This window comes from Ochrobactrum quorumnocens (assembly GCF_002278035.1).
Lineage (GTDB): Bacteria > Pseudomonadota > Alphaproteobacteria > Rhizobiales > Rhizobiaceae > Brucella > Brucella quorumnocens.
The window spans coordinates 404,860-423,965 of the sequence record NZ_CP022603.1 but is presented as its reverse complement, the minus strand read 5'-3'; the positions used below and the strand labels follow the sequence as shown (position 1 = coordinate 423,965).

Sequence of the window (19,106 nt, the reverse complement as noted above, 5' to 3'; positions counted from 1 at the left end):
AGTGTCAGCCTTCCACAAAGATCATCGCAGGTGTTTCGAGCAGGCTTTTTAGTTTCTGCACAAAGACGGCAGCGTCCCAGCCATCAATCACGCGATGGTCGAAGCTGCACGAAAGGTTCATCATCTTGCGCGGCACAAATTGTGTGCCGTCCCACATCGGGCGGACGGCCATCTTGTTAATACCGACAATCGCAACTTCCGGTCGATTGATGATTGGTGTCGTGGCGATTGCACCGAGCGGTCCGAGCGATGTGATTGTGATTGTGGAACCGGACAGCTCTTCGCGCTTCGCAGTTCCATTGCGTGCAGCTTCTGTAACGCGCGTGAGCTCGGTTGCAGCTGCAAACACACTCATGCTTTCAGCATGACGCACGACCGGAACGATCAGCCCGTTCGGCGTTTGCGTAGCAATCCCCATATGCACGCCGCCGAACTGACGGATAATGTCGGCTTCGTCGTCAAAATGTGCATTCAGTCCCGGCTGCTCTTTCACAGCCTTAACGATTGTGCGGATAACAAAAGGCAGCAGCGTTAATCTCGGACGCCCTTCCTTCTTTTCATTATTGAGACCCGCGCGCAGTTCTTCGAGCTGCGTAACATCGACCTCTTCGACGATGGTGATATGTGGGATATGACGTTTGGCTTCCGCCATGCGTTCGGCAATTTTGCGTCGAAGCCCGATTACTTTGATTTCATTAATCGAGGTATCGGCAACATATCCAGCTGTTTGCGGCGAACCACCTGCTTCCAGCTTGAAGTATGCATCCATGTCTTCATGTGTAATACGCCCTGCAGGGCCTGTGCCACGAACACGTCTGAGATCTATGCCTGCATCCCGTGCTCGCAGCCTGACCGAAGGTGTCGCGAGCGGCTTTTCGCCCTCTGCGCGCACGGGCCCTGCTCCGGTGAAGGTACGATTTATGGCTTCGCGTTTGGGCGCGGCGGGCTTTTCTGGAACCGGTGTTTGCAAAAGAACCGGTGCCGCTTCTTCAGCCTTTGCCTTGGGAGGCTCGACTGACGCCGATGGCTCAGTCTTTACGGATTCTGGCTTTACAGATTCTTGTTTGCTATCCGCAGCGCCTTCGATTTCAAGTCGTACGAGTTCGGAGCCTACCGCAATTTTTTCACCGATTTCGCCATTGGTCAGCACGACCTTACCGGCACGTGACGATGGAATCTCTACCGTCGCCTTATCGGTCATAACGGCGGCAAGCAGGTCATCTTCGCGCACGATATCACCGACCTTCACATGCCATTCGACAAGCTCGGCCTCGGCAACACCTTCTCCAACATCGGGGAGCTTGATTGTAAAATGAGCCATGTTTCTCTCCCCTCAAGCTTCCATGATCGATGTGAGCGCGCGCCCAACCCGGTCAGGACCAGGGAAATAAGCCCATTCCTGCGCATGTGGGTATGGCGTGTCCCAGCCGGTCACACGAACGATTGGCGCTTCGAGATGATAGAAGCAGTCGCGTTGCACGAGGGCTGCAAGTTCCGCACCATAGCCACAGGTAAGTGTTGCTTCATGCACGATCACACAGCGCCCAGTTTTCCTGACGGAAGCCATAATGGTTTCCGTATCAAGTGGTAACAGCGTACGCAGATCGATGATTTCAGCATCGACGCCTGTTTCTTCTGCCGCTGCAAGAGCCACATGCACCATGGTGCCGTATGCCAGCACGGTCACATCATTGCCTTCACGACGAATTGCGGCCTTGCCAAGTGGTACAGTGTAATAGCCTTCGGGCACATCACCCAAATCGTGCTTTTTCCACGATGTGACTGGCTTGTCATGGTGGCCATCGAATGGGCCGTTATAAAGCCGCTTCGGCTCAAACATGATCACCGGATCAGGATCTTCGATGGCTGCCAGCAGCAAGCCTTTCGCGTCGGCCGGCGTTGAAGGCATTATCGTTTTCAAACCCGAAACGTGGGTGAAAAGTGCTTCCGGGCTCTGGCTGTGGGTCTGTCCGCCATAGATGCCGCCGCCCGAAGGCATACGGATCACCAGAGGGCAGGTAAATTCACCCGCCGAGCGATAGCGCAAGCGTGCCGCTTCGGAGACAATCTGATCATAAGCCGGATAGACATAATCCGCGAATTGCACTTCGATACAGGGCCGCAGGCCATAAGTCGCCATACCGATGGCTGTTCCGACAATACCAAGTTCGCTGATAGGCGCGTCGAAACAGCGTTCTTTGCCATATTTTTTCTGCAAACCGGCAGTGCAACGAAACACGCCGCCAAAATAGCCGACATCCTCACCGAACACGACGACCTTCTGATCGCGCTCCATGGCAATGTCATGGGCGCTCTGAATGGCCTCGATCATGGTCATTTTCGTTGTCTTGGTCATGTCTTAGAACCCCGCTTCGTGGCGCTGGCGGATCAGATGCGGCGGCGTTTCGGCATAGACATCCTCAAACATGTCGCGCATGGAAGGCTTGCGTCCGTCATGCAATGTGCCGATGGCCTCCGCCTCGCGCTGCGCTGCCACAACCATGTCCATCACTTCCGCTTCGGCCTGCTTGTGGCGTTCATCACTCCAAACGCCGCGCAAAATGAGATGGTTTTTCAATCGCAGGACTGGATCGCCCAAAGGCCAAGCATCGCTTTCAGCTTTCGGACGATACGCGGACGGATCGTCGGATGTTGAATGCCCACCGGCCCGATAGGTCACATATTCAATGATTGTCGGGCCTAGATTACGCCTTGCGCGCTCGACAGCCCATTTGGCCACTGCATGGACAGCCAGATAATCGTTACCATCTACACGCAATGACGGAATGCCGAAACCGTGGCCGCGTGCTGCAAACGTACCCGAGCCGCCGCGCGCAATGCCCTGAAATGTCGAGATCGCCCATTGATTGTTGACGATATTCATCACCACAGGCGCTTTGTAGGTGGATGCAAAAACAAGTGCCGCGTGAAAATCACTTTCTGCGGTCGAGCCATCGCCGATCCAGGCAGCGGCAATCTTGGTATCGTGGCTGATGGCCGATGCCATGGCCCAGCCAACAGCCTGCGTATATTGCGTGGCAAGATTACCGGAAATGGTGAAGAAGCCATGCTCCTGTGACGAATACATCACCGGCAGCTGACGGCCTTTCAGCGGGTCCTGTTCGTTGGAGAAAATCTGGTTCATCATCGTGACCAGTGGATATTCGTCAGCGATGAGAAGCCCCGCCTGTCGATAGGTCGGGAAATTCATATCACCTTTACGCAACGCCTTACGGAACGCGCAACTGACCGCTTCTTCCCCCAGATGTTGCATATAGAATGATGTCTTACCCTGCCGTTGCGCCATCATCATGCGCGCATCATAAGCGCGCAGTATCATCATGTGTCGCAGGCCCTCTTTCAGCTCATCGTCAGTGAGGGTTCCAGCCCACGGACCAACCGCCTCGCCATCCCGATTGAGCACCCGGATGATGCTGAACGCCAGATCGCGCATGGCTTCCGGTTTTTCATCTATTTCAGGGCGGCGCACGCTGCCTGCTCGCGGGATTTTAACATGGGAGAAATCCGGCGCATCGCCGGGCCGCCATTCCGGTTCAGGAACATGCAGGGATAGGACGACATCGTCGCTCATGCGGGCATACCTCGCAAAACTGGCACAAAATGTCGAACGGGTGGATTGTGATTTTGTTCCGGCAAAGCATCTACGCTCTTCCGATAGCCAAACTTAAACAGATTGGCTTCATTCCTCCCATGCGACGTGAAGCCGGTTTTCCTCCTCCGATTTCACTTCATTCAGGGTGGAACGGCTTTCAGAATAAAGCAAGATTATTCTTGACTGGCCTTGCTCAATAAAAATCCAGTTAGTTCCCACGAGAAATATGGACCGTTGAAACCCGCTGTCGAAACAAGCTTATACAACTGATTTCATATATGTTTTTTATGAGAAGATTGATTGCGTATTGCGCAATATTATTTCCTTTCGTTGACGGAAAGGTAAGTACCAATTGGTACTGATTGGATGTAACCGCCGAGAAAATTATGCGCTTTGCTGCCATGTGAGGCATTTTGTCCACAGCTCCAATAGCTGTGTTTGTTGCCGGATTGTAGGAATCGATTTGGTTTTGGCACCAAATAAATAAATGGCCCGTTTCCGGGCCATTTCTGTTGGTAGTCTAATGATGCTTGATGCCTTCGCGCGCCAGTTCAGCGGTTGGGTCTCCGGCAAGGCGCTTACGCGCCCTGTCGTCCATCAACTCATACCACATGGCGTTCAATACGGCGAAAGCTACAGCAAGCGGCAGGCCAAGAAGCCAGGAGAAATACCACATCTTGCTCTTCCTTTCTTAGTTTGAGCTAAAATTATGCTCTCATTTTAAAGTGTTAGAGTGACCTTTGTGCGCCCAAGTGGGCGCACGGCGCTCTAATAAGCGTGGTTGCTTTCGTCTTCGATCATTTCCTTATCAACCTTGCCCCACAGAACCTTATAAACCCACGAGGTATAGGCGACGATGAGTGGAAGGAAGATCAAGGTTACAACCAGCATGATGAACAAGGTCATGTGGCTCGACGATGCATCCCAGACTGTCAGGCTCGAACGGGGATCGATCGAAGATGGCAGAATGAACGGGAACATCGAGACACCGACTGAAGCGATAATGCCCAAGACGGATAGCTGTCCGGTGAGTATCGGTGCGATCTCACGTTTGCTGCGAAACATGATGAAAAGCAGCAGCGGACCGAGAATGCCAAGTGCCGGTGCGATCAGGAGGATCGGATAGTTCATGTAATTAACGAACCATGCACCGTGATCCAGTTCAACGGCCTTGCGCAGGGGGTTCGATGGTCCTCCTGTCACCACAGCACTGGTGATTGTGTAGCCCGATACCCAGAGCCAGCTGATGATGCCTGCCACCACGTAAAGTACGGTCGTCAGCAACGCTGCAATGCTGCCAAATGAACGCGCCCTTGCCTGCACCTCGCCAGTGGTCTTCAGCACCAGCCATCCCGCGCCGAGCATCGTCAGCATCGTGACGGAAAGCACACCGCAGAGTAGTGCGAACGGATTGAGCAACCCGAAGAATGTTCCGTCATAGAAGATCTGAAGATCGTCGTTGAAACGGAATGGCACGCCTTGCAAAACGTTTCCTACCGCAACGCCGAAGATCAACGAAGGCACGAAGCCACCGATGAACAACGCCCAGTCCCAGCCCGTACGCCACGCCACGCTGTCGCGTTTCGAGCGAAACTTAAAGCCAACCGGACGCAGGATCAGGGCAAACAATATAAGAAACATTGCCAGATAGAATCCTGAGAAGGATACGGCGTAAAGCGGCGGCCAAGCGGCGAAGATAGCGCCGCCGCCAAGGATCAACCACACCTGATTGCCTTCCCAAATGGGACCGATGGTATTGATGACAATACGCCGCTCGACATCCGTTCTACCGGCAAACGGCAACAAAATGCCGACGCCAAGATCGAAACCATCCATCGCAGCAAAGGCGATCAGCAATACACCGAGCAGCACCCACCAGATGATGCGGAGTGTTTCATAGTCCAACAAGTCGCTGAGTATCATGATCTTTACTCCGCTGGCGCAATGCTTACAGGTGCAAGCTTTGCTTCTGGTTTGCTGTCGGGTTCAGGCCCGGCTTTGATCGCGCGCAACATCAGGCCCATTTCGATGATGAACAGGACTGTGTAGATCGCTACAAATCCGACGATCGTCAAAAGAACCGTCGAGGCACCAAGATTGGAGACGGCAACCGCTGTTGGCAGAATACCTTCAATAATCCAAGGCTGTCGTCCGAACTCAGCGACAATCCAGCCCATTTCCGCAGCGATCCATGGCAGTGGAATGGCAAAGACTGCAACTTTGAGCAGGAATGGATGGCGATCCAGCTTGCGCCGCGCAGACAGCACGAAGAATGTGCCGGTCAACAGGATCAAGAAGAAGCCGATGCCGACCATGATGCGGAACGCCCAGAACAAGGGCAATACGCCCGGAACGGTGTCATTGGCCGCCTGCGCGATTTGCGCATCAGTTGCTTGACGCGGATCATCGACATAGCGCTTCAGAAGCAGCGCATAACCCATCCATTGGCTATTATCGGCGAATACATCCTTGACGTCCTGCGGCACAACGCTTGTATCGCCTGCAGCACGGATTTTCTGAAGCGCATCATAAGCGATGATACCCTTACGGATATGGCCCTGCGCATTTTCGACGAGCTGCTCAATGCCTTCGATTGGTGTTGTCAGCGAGCGTGTACCAATCAGACCCATGACCCAAGGAATATGCACGGCATAATGGGTTTCACGTGCTTCCTGATTTGGAAAGCCGAAGACAGTGAATGAAGCCGGAGCCGGCTCTGTTTCCCACATGGCTTCGATGGCCGCGATTTTCATCTTCTGATGTTCATTGGCGAGATAACCGCTTTCGTCGCCCAGAACGACCACTGAAAGAGAAGCCGCGAGACCAAACGACGCCGCAACAGTCATCGACCGCTTGGCGAGCTCGGTGGAGCGACCCTTCAACAGATACCAGGCAGAAACGCCGAGTACAAAAATCGAAGCCGTTACATAGCCAGCCGAAACGGTGTGTACGAATTTCGCCTGCGCCACCGGGTTCATCAGAACCGCAAAGAAGTCGGTGATCTCCATACGCATCGTTTCGGGATTGAATGCTGAACCAACCGGGTTTTGCATCCAACCGTTGGCGATCAGAATCCATAGCGCGGAGAAGTTTGACCCGGCTGCGACCGCATAGGTCGCCATGAGGTGACCGACCTTGGACAGACGATCCCAGCCAAAGAAGAACAGGCCAACGAAGGTTGCTTCAAGGAAGAAGGCCATCATGCCTTCAATAGCAAGCGGCGCTCCGAATATGTCGCCGACATAATGGCTGTAATAGCTCCAGTTCATGCCGAACTGAAACTCCATCACAACGCCGGTCGCGACGCCCATAACGAAGTTGATACCAAACAGCGTACCCCAGAATTTGGTCATCTGCCGCCAGATGAGCCTTCCGGTCATGACATAAACGGTTTCCATGATGGCAAGCAGCACGGACAGACCCAATGTCAGAGGTACGAAGAGGAAGTGATAAAGTGCCGTAATTGCAAACTGCAATCTCGACAGGGAGACAATATCGAATTCCATCTCTTTAAGCCGGCAAATCCGGCCCTCCTGATGTTACGAGCTGCTACCGATGCTGAACCGGCTCACAGCCCCCCTACTTAAAATTCACCTCAAAGATTTGAGGGCTTTGTCGAAAGAGGGTTCTCCTTTGGTCATCGAATGAACGAGCGCGCCTTGATCCAAAACAATTGCACGATCACAAATGCGTGCTTCGCGTTGAATATGCGTCGCGATCAATAAAGTACGGCCCTTGGCCTGTTCACTGAGGCGGCAAAGCACATCCTCGGCAGTTGCCTGATCGAGCCCTTCAGTGGGCTCATCAAGGAGCCATAAAGGAGAATCGGTCAGGAACAGTCGGGCCAAAGCAAGGCGTCTGGCCTGACCACCAGAGAGCCCAAGTCCCCCCTCGCCCAAAACCGTATCCATTCCCTCGGTCTGGGCGTCCATGAAGTCGCCTAGACCGGCGGCTTCTAATGCGGCGTTTAACTCCGCATCGCTTGCATCTGACTTCGCGAGCTTGAGATTGTTACGAAGACTGTCTTTGAACAGCTCAGTTCGCTGCGTCAGAAGTCGTGCTGGCAAAACTCGGACATTGCCGTCCTCGGCATTGATCTCGCCAGCCAGCACATTGAAAAGAGTAGACTTACCAGCGCCACTGGTGCCGATGATCGCCAAGCGTTCGCCTGTAAAGATGTTCAGATCAACCGTATCAAGAGCTTTTGCTACAACACTTTCATGGCGAACGGTGACATGTTCCAGGTTCACGGCATAGCCTTTTGCAGGCGCCGCCAGCGTTTGGATGTTGTCCGGTGCTTCAAGTGCGGGAGCGACGCGGCGCGCAGCGAGTATTGTGCGGCCGAGTTCCATTGCACCACGGCGCAGTGCTGCAAATGGCTCCATCGCGCCAAGGATGATAAGCAATCCGAGCGCCGCTACCGGGGCATTGATCAATCCAGCTTGCATGAGTAACCCGACACCGATCAGTCCGCCCGCCAGTAGGCCAGCATGAAGAATGCCAAGACCAGCACCGGTCGAAATTTCAATGCGGTTGAGAACGCGGTCGCTTGATGCGATGTAGCTATCGGCCCGCATGATGCTTGCATTCTGACTGTTCATGCGCCCAGCCATTATGAGTTCAGTTTGACCTGCGACCAGATCGACCGTCCGCGCACGCAATGCTTCAGTGCCTTTGGCGCGCTGGCGCATTGGCTTTTCAGCCCGTTTAGCCGCAATAAGTGGCAGTCCCAGTCCGATAAAAAGCAACGTCAACGCAATGATCAAACCAAAAAGCGGATACATCAGACCAAGCGCCACACCAGTGATGAGCGCTGTTACGAGAGCTGCCCCTGCTGGCACAAGGACGCGCAGATAAAGTGAATCAAGTGCATCGATATCAGCAGTCAGTCTGAATAGAAGCCGTGCTGGTCGTTTGAGCAATGCACTGGCCGCTGCCGGGCGGGCCCAGCTGCGGAACAGCTTTTCGCGTAGCGCTGCGAGAATGGCGAGCGTCGCATCATGCGTTACAAGACGCTCCAGATAGCGCGCGCCTGTACGTAAAATTGCCAGAAGTCGAATACCGGCAGCTGGCGCAAAAACATCGAAAACTACGGCAGTTGCAACACTTAAACCGGCAATAGCAGTGGCTGTAATAAACCAACCGGAAAGCCCGAGCAGCGCGATGCCCGCGAGAACCGTTGCTGTTGCGGCTGCAATGCCCACATAAAGCATCAACGCTTTTGTGCGGAAGAAAAGCTGCAGGATCGGGCCGAGCGATTGAAGTCCCTTCATTCTGCTGCCCTTTTCTGCCAGATTTGCCCATTGCCACTCAAATCATTGAGCCGAACCACGCGATCCATACGGCTTGCGAGCGTCTCATCATGTGTTGAAATGATGAGCGTCTTGCCCTTGGCAAGACTGATCAGAGTATCAGCGATGCGATCCGCTGTTTCATGGTCAAGATGTGCCGTTGGCTCGTCAGCGAGAATGATATCGGCGTCTTGATCAACAGCGATCCGCGCTAAGGCCAATCGAAGTGCTTCACCACCGGAAAGCCCGGCACCATTTTCGCCGATTACTCCGGCTCCGGTAATGCCTGCCACATGGCTCAAGGCCATCTGGTCGATGATAGACGCGGTCTTCTCGACACCGGCATCGCGACCAAGAGTTATATTGTGTCGGGCGCTGCCTGCAAAAATATGGGGCTTCTGGCCAACCCATCGCATTCTTGTACGCAGGGTTGCAGCCGTTTCATTTTGAAGCGTAACACCACCAATCCGGATTTCACCTTCCTGTGGTGCCGCCAATCCAGCAATCAAAGCAAGCAATGTCGACTTGCCATAACCGCTAGGGGCGAGAAGTGCCACGTGCTCTCCCGATTCAATATCGAGATTAAAACCGCTGAAGACATCCTCACCAGTGCAATACCGAAAGCGGACATTCCGAAGCATCAGCGAAGGCGCGTTCTCGACTTTCTTCACAGCAGTAATGCCACCAACCACAGGCATTTCGTGCATTGAAAGTTCTTCGAGCGCATCAATGGCGGCTTCGCCAGATGCCCTGTCATGCCAAACGGCGGAGAGATCGCGCAGAGGTTCAAAGAATGCGGGGGCAAGCAAGAGAATAAACAAGCCTTCAGCGAGGCTTAGCTTATGTCCCCAAGCACCAAAACCTAAAGGTCCGAGCAGATGAAAGCCGATGTAAACCGCCACCATAGCAACGCCAAGGGCCGCGAAGAGCTCCAGAACGGCAGATGACAGGAAGGCTATACGCAGAACAATCATTGTCTTGCTGCGTAGTGTCTCGGCATTATCACGGAGACGTGTCGCGGTCATATCGACAGCATTAAAGCTGCGAATTGTTGCAAGCCCACGCAGACGATCAAGCAGAAAACCGTTCATGTCGCCCAACGCAATGAGTTGCTTTTCACTGGCAGCTTTTGCACGCCAGCCAATGAGCGCCATGAAAATCGGGATCAAAGGTGCTGCTATCAGCAGGATCGTTGCTGCTATCCAGGAAAACCAAAACACGACGACAAGGATTGCCAGTGGCACGAGCATAACTCGAATGCGAACTGGTAAAAAGCGAGAGAGATAGGGGACAATCATCTCAGCCTGTTCAGCGAGTATGCTTGCAGCTTCTCCGGAAGACGGACGGGACGTATCAAGGGGAGAGCGGTGCGATAACGCCGTTACAGCTTTTTCTCGTAGCTTGGCCAACTCACTTCTGGCTGCATCGAACGCCTTTTTCGCGCCATGTGCGTCCAGAAGATTACGCACACAGCCTATAAGAAATAGTCCCGCAGCAAGATAATAGATTGTGGCATCAAAGCCTGTATTAGCGAGATAGCCTACGCCATAGGCGAGAAGTGCAGCCTGTGGCAGCCATAAAAGTGCTGCCACAGCTTGAAACCTTGCCCCCGTTTGTAGCAGAGACGGAACTGGACGCGGACGACGTTTGTCGCCAGAGGTTTCGCCGTCTTGTCGTGCCGCTTCTTCCGTTCGGGGGGCAACGGGTTTCACTCTCGCTTAGGCTCCTTTTTGGCCGATGTTCTACCCCTTCCCAGAGCCACGATCCTGTCGGTCGTCTCCAGAAAGCGGGTAACCTTGGCGCCAAGCGCCAGCAGGCTGGTCAATCTGTCGGTATCGAGTTTCTTGACGTCGTCGTACCAGTTGGTTAGCCGCTCGATGAGCGCGTACATGTCCTTCATGCGGTCTTGCGCATATTGATCGCCGGCGTCCTGCGGCTGTTCCATCAGGACTTCGCGCAGAACTGTAAGGGTTGGGTCGATCTCGCGCTTCTTGCGCTCTTCGGCAAGCGTTCGCAAAATCACCCATACATCGCCCGGCGTCGTGAAAAAGTCGCGACGATCACCGGGTATGTGCTTTAACAGCACAAGATTCCAGCCCTGCAACTCGCGGATGCCCATCGAAACGTTGGAGCGCGAAACACCAAGCGCATCAACGATATCGTCCGCACACAAGGGTTCAGACGATAAATAGAGCAGCGCATAAATCTGTCCAACCGTACGATTGATACCCCAGCGACTACCCATCTCTCCGAAGTGGAGTACAAACGACTGAACAATTGGCGATAATTCCAAGTTCTCTCTCCCGTAAATTCTGAACTTTCAGAAATTACTGAAATTCAGATAATTCAAATGGCCTCAACCTTCAATCCGCATGTCTGGATGCAAGGTGCATATGGACAATTGGCCGCAGCCTTCAGCACTCCTCCAAATGCCTCAAGCCGATGCTTCCAACCATCATTTCTGGTCGGAAGATGAAGGAAGCTCTTTGCTGTCCTGCGTTTGATCACGATGAATCACCGCGCGGCTTAGCAACATGAGCGTTACCGGCGTTGTGATGACCACAAAGACGGTAATCAACACTTCATGCAGAATCGGCTTGGATTGCAAGATGGAGAAAAACATGATGGAAGCAATCAAGATTCCACCGGCACCGAACGAAGAACCAATAGTTGGCGCATGAATGCGTTCATAAAAACTCTTAAAACGAACAAGTCCAATGCAACCGACGAGCGTCAGGAAGGCGCCGGAAACAAGAAAAAACGAAATGACGATTGCGGCCCAGACGGGCAGATCAGCAGCTCCGATCATTCGATGACCTCCCCGCGCATCAGGAATTTGGCAAGTGCAACAGTGGCTACAAAACCGAGCAATGAAATGATAAGTGCGGCTTCAAAATAGATGACGCTGCCTGTGCGCATGCCAAAAGTAAGCAGCAATAAAAGCGCATTGAGATAAAGGGCGTCAGTTGCCAGTACGCGATCTTGCGCACGTGGTCCGATGAGCAAGCGATAAATCACACAGCCCATGGCGGCGATGAGCATGATCTGTGCGGCGAGTAGTGACCAGAAAAGAATAACTGCGCTCATGCCGATTGCTCCTCTTTCACTATGTCTCGCGCCCCGAAGATGCGAATGAGTGGCTGTTCATAACGTTGCTTGATCGTTGTTCGCCAGGTTTTGGCATCTTCCAGATCAAGAACGTGGATCGTCAGCGCCTTACGGGCAACGTTGTAATCAACCCATGCAGTTCCCGGCGTCGTTGTGATGATACAAGCAAGGATTGCCAGCCCTGTCCGGTTTTCAAGATCAAGCGGAATGACCACGAATCCCGGATGGCGCTCCTTACGCCGAGACAGGATCAGTTTCACGACTGCAATGTTCGATGTGAGGATGTCGATGCTGACGGCCCAAAACAGCCACAACATGGTCGGTATCGAGCGCAAATGATTTTTCTGTGGCTGAAGCGCTGTCATCGCATGACAGGCAAAGAGCGCAATAACGATGCCCAGGATCAGCTGAGCGCGTGTAAACCCGTTCAGCAGAAGCCAAAACACTATCAAAGATACAAAGAGCAGCGGGAAAGGTAGAATTTTTCTCATTTTACCTCCACCGTTGCTCCGCCCACACGCGGGGCGTCCAGGACACTGTTGATGTAGTCTTTCGGATTGTGCAGCGAACGAGCTGTTGCATCCATATAACGCATGGCCGGACCTGCTGCGATGGTGAGTGCCAGGCAGACGGCCAGTAGACCCGCTATAGGCACCACTTCGCGGACCAGAACGCGCGGGACATTGCCCTCAAGCGACGCCCAGAATGTGCGAATGCCTGTGCGGGTCATCGCAATCAGCGCCGAAAGTCCAGAAAGCAGGATAAGCGCGATCAGTGCCCAACTTGCCGGGCTGACTGGCATAGCCAATGTCGGTGCGGCTCCATCGCCGTTGAAAACGGCTGCAAGGATCAGGAACTTCGCGATAAAGCCAGAGAATGGTGGCAAGCCGATCAGAAGTATAGCCACCACGGCAAAGCAGGTGCCGAGAATGGCGAGGGTTGCAGGCAGTACTACGCCAACTTCCTCTTCCTCTTCTTCTTCCTCGTCGTCGCCATAGGCTTCCATCGTGACCGCAAGAACGTTTGCCGCAGCATCCTGACCACGCTCGACAAGTTCGATCAGCAGGAAGAAAGCAGCAATCGTCAGTGTGGAGCTGACCATGTAGAAGAGTGCTGCACCTGTCATCGCGGTGTTGCCGCTGCCGATGGCGGCAAGCAATGTGCCGGAGGATACCAGAATGCTGTAGCTCGCAAGACGACCCATAGCCTGCGATGCGACCACTCCAATCAGGCCAAAGGCCAGTGTGACCATGCCGCCGTAATAGAGCCAGTCGTTACCAAACCCGTAGGATTCGCCAGCTCCAATACCGAACATGAGCGGTGAAAGACGCAAAAGAACGTAAATGCCGACCTTACTCATGATCGCGAAAATAGCCGCAATCGGAGCCGCAGCTGCCGTATAAGCAGGTACGAGCCAGAAATTGAGTGGCCACATACCGGCTTTGACGAGGAACGCAACGGCGAGAATGGCAGCGCCTGCTTCAAGGAGCATACGATCTTCTGGCGCAACCTGCGAAATCTTTTGCGCCAGATCCGCCATGTTAAGCGTACCCGTCACGCCGTAAATCAGACTGACACCAATCAGAAACAGTGACGACGCAACCAGATTGACCGCGATATAGTGCATGCCAGCTTTAACGCGTGCCGGACCTGAACCATGGAGCGCCAGGCCGTAAGATGCTGCAAGCATAACCTCAAAGAAAACAAAGAGATTGAACAGATCGCCTGTCAGAAACGCGCCATTAAGGCCCATGAGCAGAAGCTGGAAAATCGTATGGAAATTCGGGCTTGCCTTGTGCCAATGGGCAAGCGCAAAGCTGAGTGCTGCCAGTGCAAGCACACTGGTTAGCATCAGCATCAACGCAGCAAGCCTGTCGAGAACCAACACAATGCCGAATGGTGCGGGCCAGTTGCCGATCAGATAAACTGGTGCTTCCGGTGCTTTTTCGCTCGCAACGCCGAGTAGCGTGTACGCAATGTAGATCAAGCCGATGATAGAGATCGTATTGATCGTCATTTTGAGCTTGCGCTTGCGTTCGTCGAACATCAGCAACAATGCAGCTGTTACAAGCGGCAAGAGAATGGGCGCGACGATGAGGTGTGCCTTCCAATCCATCATCAATTCTCCTTGCCGTCGACATGGTCGGTGCGTGTCATTCCGCGCGATGCGAGCAACACGACAAGGAAAAGCGCAGTCATTGCAAAGCCGATAACGATCGCTGTCAGAACCAGTGCCTGAGGCACAGGATCGGTATATTGCGCGGCCTGAACATTAATGCCGGAATCAAGAACAGGAGGTGCATTGGTGCGCAAACGGCCCATCGAGAAGATGAACAGATTAACCGCATAAGAGACAAGCGCCAGACCGATGGCGACCTGAAACGTGCGTGGGCGCAGGACCAGCCAGACACCAGACGACATCAACACGCCGATTGCTATAGCGAGAACCAGTTCCATCAGTTCTCCTCCTTCGCAGCGGCAAGTTTTTCAACACGATGTTTACGGATCGACTGGTGAGCAAGCGCAATCAACATCAGAACCGTGGCGCCCACGACGAGAGCGAAGACGCCGATATCGAAGATCAATGCGCTCGCAACGGGCATTTTTCCTACATATGGAATATCTGCATACTGGAAGAACGTGGTCATGAACGGGTAACCGAATATCCATGCACCTGCACCAGTTGCCGCCGCTATCAACAAGCCGAAACCGATCCAGCGCACAGGAAGAATACGCAGGTGGTCTTCAACCCAGCGCGTACCAGCCGCAAGATACTGCAAAATGAATGCAACGGCCAAAGTGATACCGGCTGCAAAGCCGCCGCCCGGCAGATCGTGACCGCGCAGGATTAGATGAACTGCAAGCACGATGATGACCGGGAACAGCCACTGCATGATCACAGAGGGTACAGCCAAATAATCGGTGAGGGTTTCGCCCTTCTCGCGATCTTCCATAGCCTCATCATACGCATCCTGAATCTTCTGCTGTGCAGTTGAGCCAGTGCTGTCTGGTGCCGGACGGAAACGGCGCAACAATGCGAACACAGTTAGGCCAACGATGCCTAGAACCGCGATTTCACCGAAAGTATCGAAGGCGCGGAAATCAACCAGAGTGACGTTTACGACATTTTTGCCGCCGCCGCCCGAATAGGCGTTTTGCAGGAAGTAGTCGCCAATGCTGACAGGCGATGGGCGGGTCATCATCGCATAGGAGATGATAAACACACCGACACCACTGCCAATAGCCAGCGCGAAATCGCGATAACGGCGAATTCTTGGCCCGAATTTCACCGGAATCGGATCTGGATCTTCCCAGCGCTTTGGCAGCCAGCGAAGACCAAGCAGGAGCAGCACGGTCGTCACGATTTCCACCAGTAGCTGCGTTACGGCAAGATCAGGCGCTGAGAGCCATACAAACGTTATACAGGTGATAAGCCCTGCCCCGCCAAGCAGGATCAAAGCTGCAAGACGGTGATATTTTGCCTGATAAGCAGCGCCAATTGCACATGCTCCGCCCAAAATCCAAAGGCCGGCAAAAATTGGATCGACAGGCTGCACGCCAAGCATACCCGCATGGATGCCATCTTCGAAAATTGGCCATGCGGCTGCAACGAGAGCAACGGCCACGACAATACGCAGCTGTGGCTGGAGACGACGCGTGCTAAAGAAATTTTCGGCCTTACGCGCCCAGTTCCATGAGACCGTGACGAGCACACGCTCGAAAATACGCTGACCCTGTAAATGACGGAAGAAGGGTGGTCCATCTTCACTGGTCGCCAGATAATTTTTCAGCGCCCAATGCAGAATAATACCGCCAATCATGGCAACGATACTCATCATCAGCGGAAGGTTAAATCCGTGCCAGACTGAAAGGCTATATTGCGGTGCTGCATCTCCAAGCACTGAAACCACAGCCGAGTGCAGGAAAGGTCCGATTGCGATATTCGGAATGATGCCGATCAACAGGCAGAGTAAGACCAGAAGCTCGATCGGGCGACGCATCCAGTGTGGCGGCTCGTGCGGTGCTTTCGGCAGGTCATGCGGTGCAGGGCCGAAGAAGGTCGAGTAGATGAAACGCACCGAATAAGCGACCGTGAATATACCTGCTAATGTGGCAATATAAGGCGTGATTGTATCCAACGACGATGCCATGTGCGTTTCGACGGCTTCGGCAAAGAACATTTCTTTGGATAGGAAGCCGTTGAGCAGCGGAACACCGGCCATGGAAGCGCTCGCAACCATTGCAAGCGTCGCGGTGTAAGGCATGGCGCGAGCAAGACCACTCAGCTTGCGCATGTCACGCGTGCCAGTTTCATGGTCGATGATGCCCGCTGCCATGAACAAAGACGCCTTGAAGATGGCGTGGTTGACCATGTGGAAGATCGCTGCAACAGCAGCAAGCGGACTGCCAAGGCTCAACAGGGCGGTAATAAGCCCAAGATTGCTGATGGTTGAATAAGCCAGCAAACCTTTGAGGTCCTGCTGGAATACCGCAAAGAAGCTGCCGATCAACAAGGTTGTCAGGCCGGCAAGACCCAAAATCCAGAACCATTCTTCGGTGCCCGCAAATACTGGCCACAAGCGCGCGAGCAGGAAGACACCCGCTTTCACCATCGTTGCCGAATGAAGATAGGCGGACACAGGCGTCGGCGCTGCCATCGCATTGGGTAGCCAGAAATGGAACGGGAACTGCGCCGACTTGGTGAAAGCGGCCATAAGAATAAGAACCAGCGCGACCGTGTAGAGTGGATGCGCGCGAACGACATTTCCTGCTTCAAGAACTTTGTCGAGATCGTAGCTGCCAACAATGTGACCGAGCAAAAGCACGCCTGCAAGCAAGCAGAAGCCGCCAATACCGGTTACTGTCAAAGCCATACGCGCGCCATCGCGGGCGCTGGCATTGTGATACCAGTAGCCGATGAGCAGGAACGAGAAGATGCTGGTCAGCTCCCAGAACACGGCGAGCAGAACAATGTTGCCCGACAGGACGACGCCGAGCATCGAACCCATGAAGGACAACAGGAACGAGAAAAAACGCGGGACCGGATCTTCCGGTGACATGTAATAGCGTGCGTAAATGACAACCAACAGACCGATGCCGGTAATCAGCATGGCGAATAGCCACGCAAAACCATCCATCCGGAACGTTACATTCAGGCCGTAGTTCGGAAGCCAGTCAATTGATCCGCGAACAACACCTCCGTCCGCGACGATGGGGTAAAGGCTTGCTGTAATGATAAAGGCTACAAGCGCAATCGCCGCTGTAAACCATGCTGAACCTGTGCGATCAACACCCCTGAATAGACCTGTTATAGCGCTGCCAAGAAACGGTAAAAGGACAAGCAAGAAAAGCATTCTGCCGTCCATCGTCATGCGCCACAGGCCTCCATTCCGTAATCAATGTTGATCCGAAGCAGGCACCGCTCATGAAAACAGCAACAGGAACGCTCCGGTAAGTTGTCGAGAGGAATCATATATTCCGATGTCTTTATTATGACCGGCTAGGGGTTATTATGGCAATAGCTTTCAATGGCTTATCGCGATATTTTGAATCGTTTTAGTCTACAAACACGCCAGAAAACAGCTTCCTTAGTGCCAGATTTCCACACAACCGCATTCTATCGGGCATATTGACGCGCAATTTTGCAACCGAATGACAGCCTGCACCGTGTGCGTTGGCGGATTAATTAGTGATTCCTAACCTTCCAGAAGCGTCTTAGCGAGTTTCTCTGCTTGAACGCGAATATCCGGCACGGCCGTCACTTCCCAGAAGACACCTTTTGTTACCGGTCCAATCGCGAAGATTGGCCCTGACGGTTCGCCACGCGCATTCAAGACTTGCAGATCTGCTGTAACGTCAAGGCCTAGATCGACAGCGTCAGGCTTTGCAAGTCCGTGCTCCATCAGACTAGTCAGCGCGAGATTGCGCGTCGTTGAAAATCGCGAACTTCCGCCACGACAATCAATGATCGTTTGAACATCAAGCTCCTCAAGTCCAACGCCCCATCGTTTGCGATAGCAAATTATGACGTGATCAGCTTTGTTCTTAACAGAAGTGAGATGTGCAGCGGTGATTGTGAGCTGCCCCGATTGCTGTGCAATTTGAATGCGATCAGCAACCTCCGGGGCCATCCGGTGACGATGTACGTCCCACCATGGCCGTAGGTGCCGCAGAAAGCTCTGGCGTTGCCTCACAGGTAGTCTGTTCCAGATGTTCTTCGTGTGAGGTCGCAATCCATCAATTACGCTGCGCCAGCTTTTACCCTCCGCCTCACATTGAACAATCATCTTACGAACAATATGCAAAAGCCTAGGCAATCCATCGGCAACCAGTAGCGCATCCGCGTCGATTGGGAATGGTTCAGCCGGTGCATGGCGTGCAGGCAGCAAACCACGCCGGGAAATCGCATGAATCTTGCCCTTGTGTCCCCTGTCTAGCAGTGAAATCACACTGTCGACCATGGACAATCCTGTGCCAAAAATCGCTACCGGATGATCGGAAGGAATGTCGAAATAGCCGTCACTGGACCAGTATTCGGTCACATGAACGCCAGATGTCGCAATTGCGGCTTCATTGCCTGTGGCGACAATAATAGTATCTGCGGGGAAGGTTTCACCTATAGAGTTTGTTACCTGCGGACGCAGGCCTTCAAAAGAGACGTCGGAAACATCTGAAGTTTCAATGAAAATTCGCGGCGCATCACTCTCGATATATGGTTTGAGCAAATCATTGAGGTATAGCCGATAAAGAGCGCGTGGCGCGAAGGATTGCGGCTGCCACGCAGTTTCCGTCATTGAGTGAGAATTGTTTTGAAGCCAGTTGAGAAAATGTTCTGGCTGATCTGGAAACGCGCTCATATTGCTGGCGCGGACATTCAACAGATGATTGGGATTTTGCGTTGAATAGGCAATCCCTGCCCCTAAATCACCGGAACGCTCGAAAACACGAACCGTCGTTTCTGGGGAACGGCCAAGCAATTGTGCGGCCATGAGAACACCACTCGCACCACCTCCGATAATAATAAATGACTTCAAACGATCGTAACCTCGTAGTGCTCAGTCAGTTATGAACTGGCGGTTCACACCGCCTTTTTC

The 19,106-nt window shown here is 53.3% G+C and carries 16 protein-coding genes; all 16 read right to left on the bottom strand.

Annotation, left to right across the window (positions count from 1 at the left end; genetic code table 11):
* Positions 1-4 precede the first annotated feature (4 nt).
* Positions 5-1,321 (bottom strand): dihydrolipoamide acetyltransferase family protein, encoded by a 1,317-nt coding sequence (locus CES85_RS02105; protein ID WP_095444417.1) that lies wholly within the window; start codon positions 1,319-1,321, stop codon positions 5-7.
* 12 nt (positions 1,322-1,333) lie between these two features.
* Positions 1,334-2,356 (bottom strand): alpha-ketoacid dehydrogenase subunit beta, encoded by a 1,023-nt coding sequence (locus tag CES85_RS02100; RefSeq protein ID WP_095444416.1) that lies wholly within the window; start codon positions 2,354-2,356, stop codon positions 1,334-1,336.
* 3 nt (positions 2,357-2,359) lie between these two features.
* Entirely contained in the window at positions 2,360-3,592 is a 1,233-nt protein-coding gene (locus CES85_RS02095) for a 3-methyl-2-oxobutanoate dehydrogenase (2-methylpropanoyl-transferring) subunit alpha (protein WP_095444415.1), read from the bottom strand.
* A gap of 541 nt (positions 3,593-4,133) precedes the next feature.
* Positions 4,134-4,289, bottom strand: a complete 156-nt coding sequence (gene cydX / locus CES85_RS02090; RefSeq protein WP_095444414.1) for a cytochrome bd-I oxidase subunit CydX — start codon at positions 4,287-4,289, stop codon at positions 4,134-4,136.
* A 92-nt stretch (positions 4,290-4,381) separates the two neighbouring features.
* On the bottom strand, positions 4,382-5,536 hold the full coding sequence (cydB, locus tag CES85_RS02085; RefSeq protein ID WP_095444413.1) for a cytochrome d ubiquinol oxidase subunit II: 1,155 nt from the start codon (positions 5,534-5,536) through the stop codon (positions 4,382-4,384).
* Between the two features lie 5 nt (positions 5,537-5,541).
* Positions 5,542-7,119, bottom strand: a complete 1,578-nt coding sequence (locus CES85_RS02080) for a cytochrome ubiquinol oxidase subunit I (protein ID WP_095444412.1) — start codon at positions 7,117-7,119, stop codon at positions 5,542-5,544.
* A gap of 84 nt (positions 7,120-7,203) precedes the next feature.
* Positions 7,204-8,886, bottom strand: coding sequence for a thiol reductant ABC exporter subunit CydC (gene cydC / locus CES85_RS02075; protein ID WP_095444411.1), 1,683 nt, complete (start codon positions 8,884-8,886; stop codon positions 7,204-7,206).
* Positions 8,883-10,616 (bottom strand): thiol reductant ABC exporter subunit CydD, encoded by a 1,734-nt coding sequence (gene cydD, locus CES85_RS02070; RefSeq protein WP_095444410.1) that lies wholly within the window; start codon positions 10,614-10,616, stop codon positions 8,883-8,885. The genes cydC and cydD overlap by 4 nt, the downstream gene beginning before the upstream one ends.
* Positions 10,613-11,197, bottom strand: coding sequence for a GbsR/MarR family transcriptional regulator (locus tag CES85_RS02065; protein WP_191793232.1), 585 nt, complete (start codon positions 11,195-11,197; stop codon positions 10,613-10,615). Before CES85_RS02065 ends, cydD begins: the two co-directional genes overlap by 4 nt.
* 162 nt (positions 11,198-11,359) lie before the next feature.
* Entirely contained in the window at positions 11,360-11,713 is a 354-nt protein-coding gene (gene mnhG, locus CES85_RS02060) for a monovalent cation/H(+) antiporter subunit G (protein WP_024897890.1), read from the bottom strand.
* Positions 11,710-11,991, bottom strand: coding sequence for a K+/H+ antiporter subunit F (locus tag CES85_RS02055; protein WP_095444408.1), 282 nt, complete (start codon positions 11,989-11,991; stop codon positions 11,710-11,712). Before CES85_RS02055 ends, mnhG begins: the two co-directional genes overlap by 4 nt.
* Positions 11,988-12,503 (bottom strand): Na+/H+ antiporter subunit E, encoded by a 516-nt coding sequence (locus CES85_RS02050; RefSeq protein WP_095444407.1) that lies wholly within the window; start codon positions 12,501-12,503, stop codon positions 11,988-11,990. Before CES85_RS02050 ends, CES85_RS02055 begins: the two co-directional genes overlap by 4 nt.
* Positions 12,500-14,128 carry a monovalent cation/H+ antiporter subunit D gene (locus tag CES85_RS02045; RefSeq protein ID WP_095444406.1) on the bottom strand — a complete coding sequence of 543 codons (1,629 nt, stop codon included), beginning with the start codon at positions 14,126-14,128 and terminating at the stop codon, positions 12,500-12,502. Before CES85_RS02045 ends, CES85_RS02050 begins: the two co-directional genes overlap by 4 nt.
* Positions 14,129-14,130: 2 nt before the next feature.
* Positions 14,131-14,469 carry a Na+/H+ antiporter subunit C gene (locus tag CES85_RS02040; protein WP_095444405.1) on the bottom strand — a complete coding sequence of 113 codons (339 nt, stop codon included), beginning with the start codon at positions 14,467-14,469 and terminating at the stop codon, positions 14,131-14,133.
* Positions 14,469-17,384, bottom strand: coding sequence for a monovalent cation/H+ antiporter subunit A (locus tag CES85_RS02035; RefSeq protein WP_095444404.1), 2,916 nt, complete (start codon positions 17,382-17,384; stop codon positions 14,469-14,471). Before CES85_RS02035 ends, CES85_RS02040 begins: the two co-directional genes overlap by 1 nt.
* Positions 17,385-17,708: 324 nt before the next feature.
* Positions 17,709-19,046: an FAD/NAD(P)-binding protein gene (locus CES85_RS02030; protein WP_095444403.1), complete on the bottom strand. Its 1,338-nt coding sequence runs from the start codon at positions 19,044-19,046 to the stop codon at positions 17,709-17,711.
* Between the last annotated feature and the right edge of the window lie 60 nt (positions 19,047-19,106).